The organism is Falsiroseomonas algicola (genome assembly GCF_011040385.1).
In the GTDB taxonomy this organism is placed as follows: domain Bacteria; phylum Pseudomonadota; class Alphaproteobacteria; order Acetobacterales; family Acetobacteraceae; genus Falsiroseomonas; species Falsiroseomonas algicola.
Genome location: NZ_JAAIKB010000002.1, coordinates 693,965 through 710,354, shown reverse-complemented (window position 1 = coordinate 710,354; position 16,390 = coordinate 693,965). Strand labels below are relative to the sequence as shown.

Below are 16,390 nucleotides of genomic sequence, written 5' to 3'. Positions count from 1 at the left end.
ATGCCGCGCTGGAACCGCCTCCTCGTCACCGGCGCGGCCGGGGAGATCGGCGGCGTCATCCGCCCCGCGCTGCGCGGCGCCGCGGCGCATCTCCGCTGGCACGACATCCGCCCGATCGCCGATGCCGCGGCAGATGAGGAGGTGATGCGTGGAGACCTGGCGGAGCTCGGCGTGGCGCTGGCGGCGACGCGCGACGTCGATTGCCTCATCCATCTCGCCGGGATCCCTCGCGAGACCGGCGGCACGGCAGCAGAAATCCTGCGCGCCAACGTCATCGCCTGCCATGCGGTCTTCGAGGCTGCGCGGGAGAACGGCGTGAAGCGCGTCATCTTCGCAAGCTCCAACCACACAATCGGCTTCCACCCCGCCGATGCGCTGGTGGGCACGGAGGAGCGCCCGCGCCCCTCCGGCCAGTATGGCGCCAGCAAGGTGTGGGGCGAGACGCTCGGCCGCCTCTACGCCGACAAGCACGGTATCGAGGTCGCCTGCCTGCGCATTGGCGCCTTCCGCGCGCGGCCTGGCAATGCGCGGGAACTCGGCGGCTGGATCAGCCATGGCGACATGGCGAGCCTGGCGCGCGCGGCCGTGGACGCTGCGCCCTTCCACTTCCTGGTCGTCTATGGCGTCTCCGCCAACCGCCGCGCGCTCTGGGGCAAGGATGAGGCCGCGCGCGCCGCGCTGGGCTGGTGGCCGAAGGACGATGCGGAGGCCTTCGCCGCCGAGCTCGAGGACAAGCGCCCGCCCGCCGGCAGCGTCGCCGCGCGCTTCCATGGCGGCGTCGTCTGCGAATACGGTTTCAGCGGCGACCCCGACAGGATCAGGTAGCGCCACTCTCCGTCACGTCGAACTTCGTGACGTCATCCAGGCTGGCGCCGAACCACGCCTGGATCTCCAGCTTGCGCGCCTCGATCGCCTCCGGTTGTCCGTCCGCCCCGATGCGCAGCGCCACGTCATGCCCGGGCAGCAGCACGGTGCCAGGCCTGTCGCGCCACACCGCGTTCAGCCGCGCGATGGAGGCACGATGCACCTCGGCATCCATCGTCATGTCCGCGATACCCGTCGCCAGCTCCGCGCGGTTCTTGGCGACATCGGCGGAGAAGATCGTCCGCGTCGTCCCTTCCAGCACGAACACCAGATGATGCGGCGAATGGCCCGGCGCCTCGAAGCAGGTGATGCCGGGAATGCCCGTCTCCCCTTCCGCCAGCCGTCGCATGCGCGGGCTGTCGGCCAGCGCGCGCAGGCAGAATTCCGGCCAGAGCGGCGCGCCTTCGGGCTGGCGCAGCGCATAGTCCATCTCCGCGCCCGGCACATGGATCAGCGCGTTGCGGAACATCGGCCAGTTCTCGACATGGTCGTAGTGGAGGTGCGTGACCAGCACGTCGGTCACCGCCTCCGCCGCCACGCCCACTTCCTTCAGCCGGTCCAGGATCAGGCGCCGGGCGCCGCTGCGGCTGGTGTCCAGCACGGCGATCCTTCCCTCCGGCCCGCGCGCCAGCGCCACCGTGCTGAAGCCCAGCCCGCCCTGCTGCTTCGACTTGCCGGGATAGCCCTGGATCAGCGTCTCGACGGTCCAGCTCACGCCTGCCACTCCTCCGGGAAGGCCACGCCCCAATGCGTCGCCGCCTGTCGCAGATCCAGCACCGTATTCGCCGGCAGGTCGATCCCCTCCGCCAGGTGCCGCGACTCGTTACGCGCCTCGATCTCGCCGGGGTAGAAGATCTCCTCCACCCCCTCCGCGCGCGGCGCCGCCTTCAGCTCCGCGATCATGCGCTCGATCCGGTCCTCGAAGACCGGCAGCAGGCCGAAGGCGGCGATGTTCAGCGCCATGACGAAATGGCCGCTGCGGCTGCGCTTCTCCGCCTGGTAGGGGCCGGAAACCTCCGTCAGCATCCCGCTGCCGGACAGCGCGCCCGCCAGCACGTCCATCATGGCGGAGATGGCATAGCCCTTGTGCTCGCCCATCGGCTGGATCACGCCCTCCAGCGCCGACACCGGGTCCGTCGTGCGCCGCCCTTCCTTGTCCAGCGCCCAGGAATCGGGAATCGGCTGCCCCTTCTGCCGCGCCAGGAAGATCTTGCCGCGCGCCACGCTGGTATTGGCGATGTCCAGCATCATCGGCGCATGCCGCCCCGCGGGTGCCGCGATGGACCAGGGGTTGTTCCCCACCACCTTCTTCCGCCCGCCCCAGGGCGCCATGGCCGGGCTGCCATTGGCGACCAGCATGCCGATGCATCCCGCCGCCGCGGCCATCCGCGTGAAATAGCCGAGCGCCCCGTGGTGGTTGCTTTCCCGCACGGAGACGATGCCGACGCCGTGCTTCCTGGCCCGTTCGATCGCGCTGTCCATCGCCATTTTCGCGATCACCTGGCCGACGCCGTCATGCCCGTGCAGCACGGCAATCGCCCCGCCATCGACCAGGAAGTTGGCCTGCGTGACCGGCTTCATGACGCCGTTGCGAATCCGGTCGAGATACCACGGCGCCCGCATCACACCGTGGGAGGAATGCCCCCAGAGGTCCGCGCGCACCAGGCTGTCCGCCACCAGCGCCGCATCCGCCTCCGGCAACCCCGCCGCGCGATAGAGCGCCGCGACGAAGCCGATCAACCGTTCCGCCACCACCACTGCCATCGCTTCGTTCGTTCCTCCGTCGTACGGGATGAATCATGGGCGCAGGCGTCCCGCCGCGCCAGCCTGCAATGCCGGCGCGCGTCACACGGCAGCCATGCAACCGCCATTGATGCTTCATCGTTGCGTCATCGGCCTTTAGCCGACCTCGTCTATCGCTCCGCCCGACCGCCGCGCCATTCCGTGCGGCCAAGGAGAGACGAGTAACCATGCCCGACACCCTGGAGCCCCTCGGGTCGCCAGCCGACACCGGCAAGCCAATCGAGATCGAGGATATCGGCAGCAACCCCAACCCCCGGGAGACGATCGGGGATGTGATGCAGCGGCGCCTGTCCCGCCGCGCCGCTGTGCTCGGCCTGGGTGGCGCGGCGGCCGCGGCCACGCTGGTGGACCAGATGGTCGCCGCCGCCGATGGCGCCCTGGCCCAGGGCCTGGTGCCGATGACGGATGGGCCCTCCACCCTCGGCTTCGCCGAAATCCGCCACGGCATGGCGCAGCGCGACGCGGTGGCCGAGGGCTACGAGATCCAGACCGTGATCCGCTGGGGCGATGCGGTGGTGGGGGAGGCGCCGGCCTTCAACCCGACGGCGCAGACTGCCGCCGCGCAGGAAGTCCAGTTCGGCTACAACAACGACTTCATCGACTTCCGCCCGCTGCCGCAGGGCAGCCGCAACAGCGACAGCGGCCTGCTGGTGGTGAACCACGAATACACCGACACGCAGCTGATGTTCGCCGGCATCGGCGCCGGCCGCACCGGCCGCCTGCGCGCCACCGCCGAACAGTCCCGCATCGAACTGCTCGCCCATGGCCTCAGCGTGGTGGAGATCCGCAAGGCCGATGGCCGCTGGGCCGTGGTCCCCAACAGCCGCTACAACCGCCGCATCACCGGCGAGACGCCGATGCGCGTCAGCGGCCCGGCCGCAGGGCATGACCTGCTGAAGACCTCGGCCGACCCGACCGGCACCCAGGTCCTCGGCACGCTGAACAACTGCGCCGGCGGCAATACGCCCTGGGGCACCGTCATCACCTCCGAGGAAAATTTCAACCAGTACTTCTCGGGCCGCGCGGCCACGACCGGCGCGCAGGCGGAAGCCTATCGCCGCTACGGGATCGCGGCCGAGGGCACCTATGGCTGGTCACGATTCATGGATCGCTTCGACCTTGACAAGGAGCCGAACGAGCCGAACCGCTTCGGCTGGAACGTCGAATTCGACCCCTACGACCCCACCAGCGTCCCGGTGAAGCGCACGGCGATGGGCCGCTTCAAGCACGAGGGCGCGACGCATGCCATCAGCGCCGATGGCCGCGTGGTGTTCTACCAGGGCGACGACGAGCGCTTCGACTACGTCTACAAGTTCGTCACCGCGCGTCCCTGGAACCCGAACGACCGCGCCGCCAATCGCGACCTGCTGGATGACGGCACGCTCTATGTCGCCCGCTTCCACGATGATGGCCGCGTGGAATGGCTGCCGCTGGTGCATGGCCAGGGCCCGCTGACCGCGGCCAACGGCTTCGCCAGCCAGGCGGAGGTGCTGATCAACACCCGCCGCGCCGCCGACCTGCTGCAGGCCACGCCGATGGACCGGCCGGAGGATGTGGAGGCGAACCCCGCCACCGGCCGGGTCTACGTGATGCTGACCAACAACAGCAACCGCACGGCGCAGCAGGTCAACCGCGTGAACCCGCGCGCGGCCAATACCCAGGGCCATGTGGTGGAGATCATCCCGCCCGGCGCCGGCACCAACGCCGTGGACCACGCGGCGACCGAGGCGCGCTGGGCGATCTTCCTGATGGCCGGCAAGCCCGGCACCGATGCGGGCGCGCGCTACCACCGCGCCACCAGCGATGCCGGCTGGCTCTCCTGCCCCGACAATTGCGCCTTCGACAGCAAGGGTCGGATCTGGATCGCGACCGATGGCGCGCCTTCCGCCGCCGGCGTCGCCGACGGCATCTGGGCCGCGGATACGATGGGCGCCGGCCGCGCGCTGACCAAGCAGTTCTACCGCGCGCCCACCGGTGCGGAGGTCTGCGGCCCCTGCTTCACGCCGGATGACCGTACCCTCTTCCTCGCCATCCAGCACCCCGGCGATGATGCGGGCAGCACCTTCGAACGCCCCTCCACCCGCTGGCCCGACTTCGCGGAGGGCATGCCACCCCGCCCCGCCGTCATCGCCATCGTCAAGAAGGATGGCGGCGAGATCGGGTCGTAATCAGCGCGCCGCCAGCGCGGCCTGGAGGCGGGCGACCCCCGCCTCCAGCACCGAGCGCGGGCAGCCGAAATTCAGCCGGGCACCGAGCGGCACGCCGAATTCGGCGCCCGGGCTGAGCGCGACCTTCGCACGCTCCAGGAACCAGGGTTGCGGCTCCCCGATGCCGAGGGCGCTGCCATCCAGCCAGGCGAGGAAGGTCCCCTCCGGCTTGTGGATCGAGAGACCCGGCAGGCGCGCGCGCACCGTCTCCACCAGCCAGTCGCGGTTCGCCTGCAAGTAGGGCAGCAGCGCCGCCTTCCAGGCCGCGCCGTGCTCCAGCGCCGCCAGCGTCGCCTCCAGCCCCAGCACGTTCACGCTGTCCACCATCCCCGCCTTGCTGGCCAGGAAGCGGTCGCGCATGGCCGCATCGGGGATGATGGCGAAGGCGGTCTTCAGGCCGGCGATGTTGTAGCTCTTGCTCGCCGACATCAGCGTGACGGTGCGCGCCGCGACCTCCGGCGAGAGGGACGCGATCGGGATGTGCCGCCGCCCGTCGAACAGCAACTCGCAATGGATCTCGTCGGAGATGATCACCGCGCCGGCCTCCAGCGCCGCCGCGGCGATGGCTTCCAACTCGGCTCTCGAAAACACCTTCCCCAGCGGGTTGTGCGGGTTGCAGAACAGCAACGCGCGCGACGGCGCCAGCGCGGCGCGCAGCGCGTCCAGGTCGCAGACCACGTCGTCGCCGCGCACCGCCAGCGGTGCATCCACCCGCCGCAGGCCCCAATGGCCTGGCGCCGCCAGCATCGGCTTGTAGGCTGGTGTCTGCACCACCACGCCGTCGCCAGGCTCCAGGAAGGCACGCAGCGCCATGTTGAAGCCGGGCTCGACGCCCGGCAGGAAGCACACCGCCTCCGGCGCCACATCCCACCCGTATTCGCGGGCGAGCATCGCCACCACGGCATCCCGAAGCGCATCCCGCGCCACGCCATAGCCCAGCACGGGGTGTTCCAGCCGCGCGCGGATCGCGTCCAGGATCGGCGGCGCCACGGCGAAATCCATGTCGGCGACCCACATCGGCAGCACGTCGTCCCCGTAGCGGCTCCATTTGGAACAGCCGGTGCCGCGGCGGTCGATCGGCGTGTCGAAGTCGAAGCCGCTCATTCCGGGCGGCCGCCCACCACCACCGGCCGGTCGGGATCGGCGATCCAGGCGGACCAGGATCCCGGATACATCGACGCCTCCACCCCGATCGAGGCAAGGACCGCCACCGCATGAGCGGCCGAGATGCCGGCACCGCAGGAAACCCCCACAGGCAGGCTGCCATCCGCCCCGAGCGCGGCATAGAGGTGCCGCAGCGTCTCCGCCTCCGCGAAGGTGCCGGCCTCGGTCAGGTTGTCGATGGCCGGCGCGCTGACCGATCCCGGGATATGCCCACGCCGCGGCTGCCCCGGCGCCACCGTCGCGCCGATGTAGTTGGGCCGCACGCGCGAATCGAGCAGCACCCCCTCCCGCGCCAGCCTCGCCGCGCCATCGGCATCCAGCACGCCGAGATGGCCTGGCGACAGCACCACATCCCCCGCCGCCGGCACCCCCGGCGTGGTGGCGACAGGCAGCCCCGCCCCCTGCCAGGCCGCGAAGCCGCCATCGAGCAGCCGCACATCGGCGATCCCCGCCCAGCGCAGCACCCACCAGCCGCGCCCCGCCACCAGGCAGCGGTCGTGGTCATAGACCACCACCGCATCCCCCTCGCGGATGCCCCAGCGCCGTGCGGCGTCCTGCAGCGCGCCGATCTCCGGCAGCGGCCGGCTGCCCTTGGTGCCGCCGCCCGGGGAGGCGAGTTCGCTCGGCAGGTCCACATCGATGGCGTCCGGAATCCGCGGCGCCACGGCCATCTCCGGCGTCCTCGGGTTCCGCACGCAGAGCACCACCGGCGGCCGCGCGCCCTGCAGGGCCGCCGCCAGCGCGGGCGCGGTGATGAAAACCTGGTCGCGGGGGTCGGTGGGCATGGAATCTCCGGAGCATTGCGGCGCCGCGCATCCTGCCCCGCGCAGGCCGTGGTTGCGAAGCGGGGGGCGGCAATGCTCCCCTGCGCCATGCCCGATCCCTCCGCTGGCGCGGCGTCCCTGCTGCGCCAGACGCCCTTCGCCCTTTTCCTGGCGTCCCGCATCATCTCCGCCATGGCCGTGCAAGTGCAGGTCGTGGCGGTGGGCTGGCAGGTCTATGACCTGACGGACAGCGCCTTCGCCCTCGGCCTGGTCGGGCTGGTACAGTTCCTGCCCGTGCTGCTGCTGACCCCCTTCACCGGGGAGGTCGCGGATCGCTTCGACCGCCGCCTGGTCGTCGGCATCTGCCGCACGATGACAGGCCTCGCCGCACTGGCGCTGACGCTGGCCAGCCATGGCGGATGGGTCACCAGCAGCACCATCTTCGCCTTCGTGGCCGTCATCGGCGCGACGCGCGGCTTCGAGATGCCGGCGCAGCAGGCGCTGCTGGCCGGCGTCGTGCGCAACACCGACATGGCACGCGCGACCGCCCTCTCCTCCTCCGCCAGCCAGGCCGCGACCATCGCGGGGCCGGCGGCGGGCGGCTTCCTCTACGCGCTCGGCGGGCCGGAGATCGCCTATGGCACGGCGGCAGGCGGTTTCCTGCTGGCCGCGATCATGGCCTTCGCCATCCGGACCGCGCCGCGCCAGGGCATCCGCGGCCGAGTGACGATCGAGAACCTGCTCTCCGGCCTCGTCTTCGTCAGGAACCGTCCGGTGCTGCTCGGCGCCGTCTCGCTCGACATGGTCGCGGTGCTGCTGGGCGGTGCGGCAGCGCTGCTGCCGATCTATGCGCGGGACATCTTGCAGACCGGCCCTTGGGGCCTCGGCATCCTGCGCGCCGCGCCGGCGGTGGGCGCGCTCGGCATGTCGCTGGTGCTGGCCTGGGTGCCGCTCGGCCGCAATGCCGGGCGCAAGATGTTCGCGGGCGTCATCCTGTTCGGGGTGGCGACCGTGATCTTCGGCTTCTCCACCAACCTCTGGCTCTCCGCCGCCGCGCTGGCCCTGATCGGCATGGGCGATGTCGTCAGCGTCGTGGTGCGGCAGACGCTCGTGCAGCTGGCCACGCCGGATGAGATGCGCGGCCGCGTCGCCGCGGTGAACTCGCTCTTCATCGGCGCGTCCAACCAGCTTGGCGAATTCGAATCCGGCGTAGCGGCCGCGCTGATCGGCCCCGTCGCCGCCGTGGTGCTGGGTGGCGTCGGAACCGTCGCGGTGGCCCTGCTCTGGATGCGGATCTTCCCCGCGCTGCGGGACATCGACCGGCTGGAGGACATCACCCCGGACAGCGAGGCCGCGCGCCGGCGATCCGCAACCGGCAATCCCGCGATGCCGTAGTCAGGATCAGCGAAAAGCACGTTGCAATAGTCCCACCGCGTGACATGCTTTCGCCTGTCGCGACGGCTCCCACCAACCCGTCGCATTCCCGGCATCACCCTGGCGCGGTGCCGAAGGGGCTGGAGGGCTTTGCACGATGCCTGCGACGCGAAAGATCCGGCTCGGCGTCTCCATGGTCGGCATGGGCTATCACCTCGCCGCCTGGCGCCATCCCGATGCTTCCGCGGGCGGCAACATGGAATTGCAGCACTTCGTGAAGACCACGCAGGTGGCGGAACGCGGGTTGCTGGACATGGCCTTCCTGGCCGACGGCGTCGGCATCCGCTTCAATGACCGTCCGCCGGGCGCGCTGAGCCACACCTGCAAGAACGTGCAGTTCGAGCCGCTGACCTTGCTCTCCGCGCTGGCGATGGTGACGGAGCGTGTCGGCCTCGTCGCCACCGCCTCCACCACCTACAACGAGCCCTATCACGTCGCGCGCAAATTCGCCTCGCTCGACCATATCAGTGGCGGGCGCGCGGGCTGGAACGTGGTGACCAGCGCGACGGACATGGAGGCGCAGAATTTCGGCCTGGACGGCGCCCCCGCCAAGGGCGGCCGCTACGACCGCGCCATCGAATTCGTCGATGTCGTGCGCGGGTTGTGGGAATCCTGGGAGGATGATGCCTTCGTCCGGGACAAGGCGAGCGGCGTCAACTACGACCCCGCCAAGCTGCACATCCTGAACCATCAGGGCGAGCATTTCCGCGTCCGCGGGCCGCTCAACGTGCAGCGCACGCCGCAGGGCCGCCCCATCATCGTGCAGGCCGGCGCCAGCGACCAGGGGCGCGAACTGGCCGCCGCCACGGCCGATGTCGTCTATGCCGCGGCGCAGACGCTGGAGGATGCACGCGCCTACTACCAGGATGTGAAGCGCCGCATGCCGCGCTACGGCCGCCATCCCGACCAGTTGAAGATCATGCCGGGCCTCATGGCCGTGCCCGGCCGCACGCGGCAGGAGGCACAGGACCGCTACCAGGTCCTGCAGGAACTGGTGCAGCCCGTGGTCGGGCTCGGCGCGCTCGCCAACTACCTCGGCGACTTGTCGGAGTACGACCTCGACGGCCCGCTGCCGGAACCGAAGGATCGGCGCGACCACAGCCGCGGCCAGATCTTCATCGACATGGCGCGGCGCAACAACCTGACGATCCGCCAGCTCTACCTCTCCATCGCCGGCGGCAACGGCCACCGCACCGTCATCGGCACGCCCGCCGACATCGTCGATGCGATGGAGGAGTGGTTCCACGGCGAGGCCGCCGATGGCTTCAACATCCTGCCCACCTGGCTGCCCGGCGGGCTGGAGGAAGTCGTGGAGATGGTGGTGCCGGAGATGCAGCGGCGCGGCCTCTACCGCACCGCTTATGAGGGCCGCACGCTGCGGGAGAATCTCGGGCTCGCCTATCCCGAACACCCCGCCGCCGCCGCCCGCCGTGCCGCCCTGTCACAAGCCCTCGGGAGTGCCGCTGAATGATCCGTCCGACGCTCGCCCTGCTCCTGGCCCTTGGCTCCGTCAACGCCGCGCTGCCCGCGGCCGCGCAGACGCTGCGCATCGGCATGAAGGCCGCGATCGACGGCTCCGACCCGCATCAATCCTACAGCCCCAACCGCAACGTGCAGATGCACGTCTATGAATCGCTGGTGGAGCAGGACCCCAACATGCAGGCCCTGCCGGGGCTCGCGGAATCCTGGCGCGTGGTGGACGACACGACCTGGGAGTTCAAGCTGCGGCCTGGCGCCACCTTCCATGACGGCACGCCGCTGCGCGCGGCCGACATCGCCTTCTCCTTCACCCGCGCCGGCGATGCGCGGGGGCTGCGCACCTACAGCGCGCAGATGCGCGCCGTGGCGGGGGTGGAGGAGGTGGATGCGCGCACCATCCGCATCCGCACCCACGGCCCCTCGCCGCTGCTGCCCTACAACCTCGCCTCCATCATGATCGTCTCCGCCGCCGCGGTCGGGGAAAATGCGACGGAGGATGACTTCAACGGCGGCCGCGCCGCCATCGGCACCGGCCCCTATCGCTGGGTGCGCTTCAACCGCGGCGCCGACGTCACCATCGAACGCGTGCAGCGCCCCTCCGGCCGCCCGCAGGAACCGTGGGAGCGGGTGGTCTTCCGCTTCATCCCGAATGACAGCGCGCGCGTCTCCGCGCTGCTCGCCAACGACGTCGATGTGGTGGATGCGGTGCCGCCCGCGCTCTATGGCCGCGTGCGGACCGATGCGCGCTCGCGCCTCGTCACCTCCACCTCCGGCTTCAACTTCTACATGTACATCGACAGCGGCCGCGAACGCTCGCCCTTCGTCACCACGACGGAAGGCCAGCCGCTGGACCGCAACCCGCTGCAGGACCGGCGCGTGCGCCTGGCGCTGTCCCACGCGCTGAACCGCACGGCCTTGGCGGAACGCGCCATGGAAGGCGGCGCGGAGCCCGCGGGGCAGATCGCGCCGGCGGGCTTCATCGGCCATGTGCCGGACCTCCCCATCCCCGCCTTCGACCCCGCCCGCGCCCGCGCCCTGCTGGCGGAGGCCGGCTATCCCAACGGCTTCGGCCTGACCATCCATTGCACCGGGGACCGCTTCGCCGGCGATGCCCGCAGCTGCCAGGCGATCGGCCAGATGCTGACCGCGATCGGCATCAGGACGGAGGTGGAGGCCCTGCCTTCCGCCGTCTTCTTCCGCCGCGCCAACCGCAACCCCGCGCAGGGCGGCCCGGAATTCTCCGTCTCCCTCAGCATGTTCTTCACCACCACCGGCGCGGCGCCGGAGGGGATGAGCACGATCCTGCGGACCTACAACGCGCAGCTGAGCCACGGCGCCTCCAACCGCGGCCGCTACTCCGACGCCAACCTCGACCGACTGCTCGCCGCCATCGAGACCACGCTGGACGACACGCGGCGTGAGGCGCTGACGCAGGAGGCGGTGCGCTACGCCATGCAGGAAGCGGCCATCGTGCCGGTCTTCTTCGTCCGCTCCGCCTGGGGCACGGCGCGCAACATCACGCTGACCCCGCGCGGGGACCAGTACACCATGGCGACCGGCATCCGCCTCGCCCGCTGAACGGCCCCTGGATGGATAGCCTGACATGCCTTCGAAGAAGAAACAGCTGAAGCTCGGCGCCTTCCTCTCGGTGCCGGGCAACCACCTGGCCGGCTGGCGCCACCCGGATGCCGTGCCCGACTACGACATGGATTTCTCGCTCTACATGCGGCTCGCGCAGACCGCGGAGCGTGCGCTCTACGACACCATCTTCTTCCAGGACACGGTGGCCGTCGCGGGCAGCGATGCGCTGAAGGCGGGCGACCTGACGCGCACGCGGCTGTCCCGCATCGTCAAGCTGGAACCCACCGCGACATTGGCGGCACTCGCCGTCGGCACGAAGAACATCGGCCTGATCGCGACGGCGACCACGACCTTCAACGAGCCCTACAACATCGCCCGCCGCTTCTCGACCATCGACCACATCAGCGGCGGCCGCTGCGGCTGGAACCTGGTGACCTCTCAGATCGAGGACGAGGCCGGCAACTTCAACCTCGACACCCATGTGGACCACGCGCTGCGCTACGAACGCGCGATCGAGTTCTACGAGGTCGTGGCCGGTCTCTGGGATTCCTGGGAACACGATGCCTTCCTGCGCGACAAGGAAAGCGGCGTCTGGTTCGACCGGGAGAAGATGCATTTCCTCGACCACCACGGGAAGTACTTCCATGTGCGCGGCCCGCTGAACTCGCCCCGCACGCCGCAGGGCAGGCCCGTGGTGGCGCAGGCTGGCTCCTCCGAACCCGGCCGCGAACTCGCCGCCCGCACCGCCGACATCGTCTTCACGGCGCAGACGGAGCTGGAGGCCGCGCGGGCGTTCTTCGCCGATGTGAAGGGCCGCACCGCGCGCTACGGCCGCACGCCCGACGACATCAAGATCATGCCCGGCATCACCCCCGTCATCGGCCGCACGATGGAGGAGGCGCAGGAGAAATACGACGCGCTCCAGGCCCTGCTGCCTGACGATGTGGCGCTGGCGGCGCTGGCCCGCTTCACCCGTGGCATCGACATCTTCAGCTACGACCTGAACGGCCCGATGCCGGAGTTGCCGGAGGCGAACTCGGCTAAATCCCGCCAGAAGCTGATCATGGACATGGCGAAGAAGCACAACATGACGCTGCGCCAGGTCGCGCGCTCCGTCTCCGCCGCGCAGGGGCATCGCGTGCTGGTCGGCACCGTCGGCTACATCGCCGATCAGATGCAGGAATGGCTGGAGGCCGATGCCTGCGACGGCTTCAACGTCATCTGCAACTACTACCCGGGCCCCTTCGACGACTTCGCCAACCAGGTGATCCCCGAACTCCAGCGGCGCGGCATCTTCCGCACGGCCTATGAGGGCCCGACGCTGCGCGACAACCTCGGCCTGCGCGTGCCGGAGAACCGCTACACCGCCGCGCGACGCTGACCTATAGCCCCGCGCGTTTCCGCGCGCGACGCATCAGCCAGCCCGCGACACCAGGCGCCTTGTCGATGAGGTCGCTCAGCGCCTTCCGCTCGGCCTCCGCCTTCGCCCGCGCGGCGGCGGCTTCCAGCGCCTGGCCGCGCGCCACCAGCCGAGCCTCGTCCATCTCCGCCATGCGCCGCTTCATGTAGGCATCGGCGCCCTCGGCCTCGATCACGCGAAGCTTCGCCTCCATCGCGTCAAGCGACTGCCGCAGCGCATCGACATCGGTGGCCGCGGCGGACTTCGGACTGCGGATGGAGGGCTTCTGGCGACGCCGGCTCATGGCTTCCTCCCGCGCCGCCTTGCGGCCGCGCACATCGGAGTGGGGTGGGGAAGGCGATGGCGACCCTGGAGAGGGTATGCCCCGTACGGGATTCGAACCCGTGTTACAGCCTTGAAAGGGCCGTGTCCTAGGCCTCTAGACGAACGGGACAGCCGGAGGTGGGGGGCGTATGGCCGCGCCGGCGCCACCGGTCAAGCCCCGGGGCTGCCCAATCGGGTCTGCCGCGCCGCCCAGCGCGCCAGTCCAGGCGCCCAACCGGCCAGCGTCGCCACCATTCGCGGCCCCCGCGCCAGCGCCGAATCCAGCAGCCCCGCCACCCGCATCCCCGGCCGCACATGCGCGCCCCAGGCCGCCTGATGCGTGGCCGCGCCGTGCCCCGCCAGGATCGCCCGCGCCGCCTGGATGCCGGACCCCAGCGCCATGGCGATCCCGTCGCCGCAAAGGGAGGGGATCACCGCCGCCTGGTCCCCGACGCGGAAGGCCCGCGACTCGGCCGGCGCCACATAGCCATAGGGCACCGCAGCCACCGCCATCGGGCGCTGCCACAAGGGCTCGGCATCCCGCAGCAGGTCGCGCGCGGCCCGGCTGCCCGCCGACACCAGCGCGACCAGCGCCGCCGCATCGCGCGCGGCCTCCGCCAGCCCCGGTGCGCCCGGCTTCAGCGCCAGGCAGAGATTGGCCCCGCCCCCGGCCCGAGGCTGCAACCCGGCATAGCCCCCCGCGCAGGCCAGCACCGCGATGGCGTCCCCGATCGGCACGCCCGCCAGCGGCAGCTTCAGCCCGATGGAGCCAGCCCCCGCGCCGCGCCCCAGCCCGCGAAGTTCGTGCTTCCCGGTCGCCAGCACCAGATGTCGCGCCCGCTGCACGCCGCCATCGGCCAGGCGCAGCGTCCAGCCGCCGGCGTCCTCACTGGCGGCGGCCACCGCGACGCCGCGGCGCACCTCAGCGCCGGCCGCTTCCGCCGCCCGCAGCAACGCCTCATCCAGCACCAGCCGCGGCAGGCTCCAGGCGACGAAGGGCAGCTCGAATCGCCCTTCCCGCCCACCGGCCGCGAAGACCGCGCGCCGCACCGGCACGGCCCCCAGCGCCGGCAGGTCGATCCCGAGCGTTGCCAGCGCCGCCGCGGCATCGGCGCCCAGGAACTCCCCGCACACCTTCTCCCGCGTCGCGGCGTCGCGCTCCAGCAGCAGCGGCGCGGCCCCGCCGCGGGCCAGGGTGATGGCGGCCGCGGCGCCCGCCGGCCCGCCGCCGACGATGACGATCATCCCCCGCCGGGCCCTTCCACCGCCCAGCGGAAGGGCAGCACCCAGCGCGCCCGCGCCTCCACCCCCGCCTCCGCCACCAGCCGGTCCCAGTCCTCCCGCTTGAAGGCGCGCGCGATGGAGATCGGGCCGTCATGGCTCACCATGGGGTGCATCCGCATCAGCCGCGTCCCCGCCCAGACCGCCGTCCAGGGGATCCAGTGGCGATGCAGATCGAGGATCAGCCAGCGCTCCCGCGCATGGGTCGGCAGCCAGCGCAGGAAGCGCACCAGCGTCGCGTCATCCAGGTGATGGGCGAAGAGCCCGCAGATCACGACATCGAAGCGCCGCCCCGGCTCCAGGTCGAACAGGTCGGCCGTGATCCAGCGCGCCGGCGTGCCGCGCGCCATGGCGTGGCGCTCCGCCCAGGGGCTGCGGTCGAGCCCCCAGAGGTCGGTCGCGATCCCTCGCCTCGCCCCCCACCCGGCCACCGCCCGCAGCGCATCGCCACCGCCCGCGCCGACATCCAGCACGGAGATCGACTCCCGCGGTCGCGCCGCCACCACCCGGTCGAGGAAGCGCAGCAGGGGCAGATAGGCGAAGGTGATGCGGTTCAGTGTCTCGAGGTCCCGCAGCGCCGCGGCGAAGTCGGCCTCCGACTGCCCCGGGTCGTCCATGATCTCCTCGGCCCGGCTGCGCGGCATGGTCAGGCGGCCTCGAACCGCATCGCCTCGGCCGAGAGCCCCGGCCCGAAGGCCAGCGCGCAGCCGCGTCCCCGCCGCCCCTCCCGCATCATCCGCTCCAGCACGAAGAGCACGGTGGCGGAGGACATGTTGCCGTGGTCGGACAGCACGCTGCGGCTCGTCTCCATCGCATCCCCCGGCAGGTCGAGCCCATGCGCCACCGCATCCAGGATGCTCCGCCCGCCCGGATGCACGGCCCAGAGGTCCACCTCCGCGACCCCCCGCCCCTTCAGCATGCGCGGCACCAGGCCCGGCAACGCATGCGCCAGGGTGAAGGGCACCATGCCGGACAGGGTCATGTCGAAGCCGGCATCGCCGATGCGCCAGGTGATCTGCTCATGCGCTTCCGGGATCACCACGCTGCTGAACCCATCCAGAAGCAGCCCCGTTGCCTCCGCGGACACGATGGCGGCGGCACAGCCATCGGCAAACAGCAGGAAGCACAGCAGCTGTTCCAGCGCCGTCGTGTCCTGCAGGTGCAAGGTGCAGAGTTCCAGGCACACCACCAGCACCCGCGATCCCGGCTCGCTCCGCACCACATGCCAGGCCAGCTTCAGCGCGTTGATCGCGGCCTGGCAGCCCATGAAGCCCACCGTCGTCCGCTCCACGGACAGGGGCAGGCCGAAGCGGTCGATGATGGTCCGGTCGAGCCCCGGCGCCACGAAGCCGGTGCAGGTCGCGACGATGATATGGGTGATCGCCGGCGCTTCCTGCCGCAGCCCGAGCCGTTCCAGCGCCGCCTCCGCCAGCGCCGGCGCCTCCGCCTCCCATCGCTGCATCCGGGCGCGCGTGCCGGGAAAGGCGCCGCCCTGGCGATAGAAGCCGCAGCTGGTGCCGGACCCCTCGGGCTCCGAGGGGTGAAGCACCGACTGCCGGCTTGCGATGCCGGCCCTGGACGCCATCTTGGCGAAGGCCGTGCGATCCCGCCCCAGCGCCTGCGCCATGGCAAAGGCCGAAAAGGCGCCATGCACCTGGTGTCGGGGGGTGGCGGTCGCGATGCGGTTCAGGAAGACCTGTGTCATCCCATGCAGGTTGGGGGCCCCGGGCGGGCGGTAAGCCCCTGATGGCGCAATGGGCGGTCACGAGACGCGACTCCGCCATGCGCCAGAGTCAATCCTGGGCAGCCCCAGTAGCAGGTCTGCGGCCAAGCCGCGCTTTTCCCGGGCTTTTCCGCATCCTGCCCGGCGTTTTGCACATGACAGGTTTCTTGCGATTTGGGGGTGTCTTGACGCCTTGACTGGCCCATATGGTGCCGGCGGCCGAAACCCGGCCCCTTCCCAACCGCACGATGCATGACCCGCCGGCGAACCCGCGCGGGCCATCGGTCGTGCGGAGCACGCGCGCCCCATTGGTCGTGCGGAGCATGGCGGCGGGGTTCGGCTTCGGGCACCGATGTGACGGCGGCAG

Annotated in this window: 14 protein-coding genes and 1 tRNA gene; 6 read left to right on the top strand and 9 right to left on the bottom strand. The window is 71.0% G+C overall.

What is annotated here, in order from left to right; translation table 11 throughout:
• Positions 1-825, top strand: coding sequence for an NAD-dependent epimerase/dehydratase family protein (locus tag G3576_RS08405; protein WP_164693895.1), 825 nt, complete (start codon positions 1-3; stop codon positions 823-825).
• Here G3576_RS08405 and G3576_RS08400 read toward each other — a convergent pair.
• Together G3576_RS08400 and G3576_RS08395 are read right to left on the bottom strand one after the other, a co-directional pair.
• Entirely contained in the window at positions 818-1,579 is a 762-nt protein-coding gene (locus G3576_RS08400) for an MBL fold metallo-hydrolase (protein WP_164693894.1), read from the bottom strand. The genes G3576_RS08405 and G3576_RS08400 overlap by 8 nt on opposite strands.
• Positions 1,576-2,628, bottom strand: a complete 1,053-nt coding sequence (locus G3576_RS08395) for an Ldh family oxidoreductase (RefSeq protein ID WP_164693893.1) — start codon at positions 2,626-2,628, stop codon at positions 1,576-1,578. Before G3576_RS08395 ends, G3576_RS08400 begins: the two co-directional genes overlap by 4 nt.
• Positions 2,629-2,834: 206 nt before the next feature.
• On the opposite strand from G3576_RS08395, the gene G3576_RS08390 reads away from it, so the two are divergent.
• Complete coding sequence (locus G3576_RS08390; RefSeq protein ID WP_164693892.1) at positions 2,835-4,835, top strand: PhoX family protein; 2,001 nt, start codon at positions 2,835-2,837, stop codon at positions 4,833-4,835.
• Here G3576_RS08390 and G3576_RS08385 read toward each other — a convergent pair whose 3' ends face one another.
• On the bottom strand, positions 4,836-5,978 hold the full coding sequence (locus tag G3576_RS08385; RefSeq protein WP_164693891.1) for a MalY/PatB family protein: 1,143 nt from the start codon (positions 5,976-5,978) through the stop codon (positions 4,836-4,838).
• Positions 5,975-6,823, bottom strand: a complete 849-nt coding sequence (locus tag G3576_RS08380) for a sulfurtransferase (RefSeq protein WP_164693890.1) — start codon at positions 6,821-6,823, stop codon at positions 5,975-5,977. The genes G3576_RS08385 and G3576_RS08380 overlap by 4 nt, the downstream gene beginning before the upstream one ends.
• 87 nt (positions 6,824-6,910) lie before the next feature.
• On the opposite strand from G3576_RS08380, the gene G3576_RS08375 reads away from it, so the two are divergent.
• From G3576_RS08375 to G3576_RS08360, 4 genes are all read left to right on the top strand, one after another.
• A complete protein-coding gene (locus G3576_RS08375; RefSeq protein WP_164693889.1) occupies positions 6,911-8,197 on the top strand; it encodes an MFS transporter in 1,287 nt (428 codons plus the stop codon).
• Between the two features lie 136 nt (positions 8,198-8,333).
• Positions 8,334-9,707, top strand: a complete 1,374-nt coding sequence (locus G3576_RS08370; RefSeq protein WP_164693888.1) for an LLM class flavin-dependent oxidoreductase — start codon at positions 8,334-8,336, stop codon at positions 9,705-9,707.
• Positions 9,704-11,293 (top strand): ABC transporter substrate-binding protein, encoded by a 1,590-nt coding sequence (locus tag G3576_RS08365; RefSeq protein ID WP_164693887.1) that lies wholly within the window; start codon positions 9,704-9,706, stop codon positions 11,291-11,293. The genes G3576_RS08370 and G3576_RS08365 overlap by 4 nt, the downstream gene beginning before the upstream one ends.
• Positions 11,294-11,318: 25 nt before the next feature.
• Complete coding sequence (locus G3576_RS08360; RefSeq protein WP_164693886.1) at positions 11,319-12,677, top strand: LLM class flavin-dependent oxidoreductase; 1,359 nt, start codon at positions 11,319-11,321, stop codon at positions 12,675-12,677.
• Position 12,678: 1 nt separating this feature from the next.
• On the opposite strand, the gene G3576_RS08355 is transcribed toward G3576_RS08360, so the two are convergent.
• From G3576_RS08355 to G3576_RS08335, 5 genes are all read right to left on the bottom strand, one after another.
• The gene (locus tag G3576_RS08355) at positions 12,679-12,999 is read right to left on the bottom strand and encodes a hypothetical protein (protein ID WP_164693885.1); all 321 of its coding nucleotides are present in this window, start codon (positions 12,997-12,999) and stop codon (positions 12,679-12,681) included.
• 77 nt (positions 13,000-13,076) lie between these two features.
• A tRNA-Glu gene (locus tag G3576_RS08350) sits at positions 13,077-13,149 on the bottom strand.
• 41 nt (positions 13,150-13,190) lie between these two features.
• On the bottom strand, positions 13,191-14,264 hold the full coding sequence (locus tag G3576_RS08345; RefSeq protein ID WP_164693884.1) for an FAD-dependent monooxygenase: 1,074 nt from the start codon (positions 14,262-14,264) through the stop codon (positions 13,191-13,193).
• A complete protein-coding gene (locus G3576_RS08340) occupies positions 14,261-14,944 on the bottom strand; it encodes a methyltransferase domain-containing protein (RefSeq protein ID WP_164693883.1) in 684 nt (227 codons plus the stop codon). The genes G3576_RS08345 and G3576_RS08340 overlap by 4 nt, the downstream gene beginning before the upstream one ends.
• A gap of 2 nt (positions 14,945-14,946) precedes the next feature.
• A complete protein-coding gene (locus G3576_RS08335; protein WP_164693882.1) occupies positions 14,947-16,005 on the bottom strand; it encodes a type III polyketide synthase in 1,059 nt (352 codons plus the stop codon).
• Positions 16,006-16,390 lie beyond the last annotated feature (385 nt).

Excerpts from the sequence above, each read along its gene's own strand:
- G3576_RS08375 (WP_164693889.1), top strand. The coding sequence starts at position 6,911 with ATGCCCGATCCCTCCGCTGGCGCGGCGTCCCTGCTGCGCCAGACGCCC.
- G3576_RS08405 (WP_164693895.1), top strand. The coding sequence starts at position 1 with ATGCCGCGCTGGAACCGCCTCCTCGTCACCGGCGCGGCCGGGGAGATC.
- G3576_RS08370 (WP_164693888.1), top strand. The coding sequence starts at position 8,334 with ATGCCTGCGACGCGAAAGATCCGGCTCGGCGTCTCCATGGTCGGCATG.
- G3576_RS08380 (WP_164693890.1), bottom strand. The coding sequence starts at position 6,823 with ATGCCCACCGACCCCCGCGACCAGGTTTTCATCACCGCGCCCGCGCTG.
- G3576_RS08360 (WP_164693886.1), top strand. The coding sequence starts at position 11,319 with ATGCCTTCGAAGAAGAAACAGCTGAAGCTCGGCGCCTTCCTCTCGGTG.
- G3576_RS08390 (WP_164693892.1), top strand. The coding sequence starts at position 2,835 with ATGCCCGACACCCTGGAGCCCCTCGGGTCGCCAGCCGACACCGGCAAG.
- G3576_RS08365 (WP_164693887.1), top strand. The coding sequence starts at position 9,704 with ATGATCCGTCCGACGCTCGCCCTGCTCCTGGCCCTTGGCTCCGTCAAC.
- G3576_RS08385 (WP_164693891.1), bottom strand. The coding sequence starts at position 5,978 with ATGAGCGGCTTCGACTTCGACACGCCGATCGACCGCCGCGGCACCGGC.
- G3576_RS08395 (WP_164693893.1), bottom strand. The coding sequence starts at position 2,628 with ATGGCAGTGGTGGTGGCGGAACGGTTGATCGGCTTCGTCGCGGCGCTC.
- G3576_RS08345 (WP_164693884.1), bottom strand. The coding sequence starts at position 14,264 with ATGATCGTCATCGTCGGCGGCGGGCCGGCGGGCGCCGCGGCCGCCATC.
- G3576_RS08340 (WP_164693883.1), bottom strand. The coding sequence starts at position 14,944 with ATGCCGCGCAGCCGGGCCGAGGAGATCATGGACGACCCGGGGCAGTCG.
- G3576_RS08355 (WP_164693885.1), bottom strand. The coding sequence starts at position 12,999 with ATGAGCCGGCGTCGCCAGAAGCCCTCCATCCGCAGTCCGAAGTCCGCC.
- G3576_RS08335 (WP_164693882.1), bottom strand. The coding sequence starts at position 16,005 with ATGACACAGGTCTTCCTGAACCGCATCGCGACCGCCACCCCCCGACAC.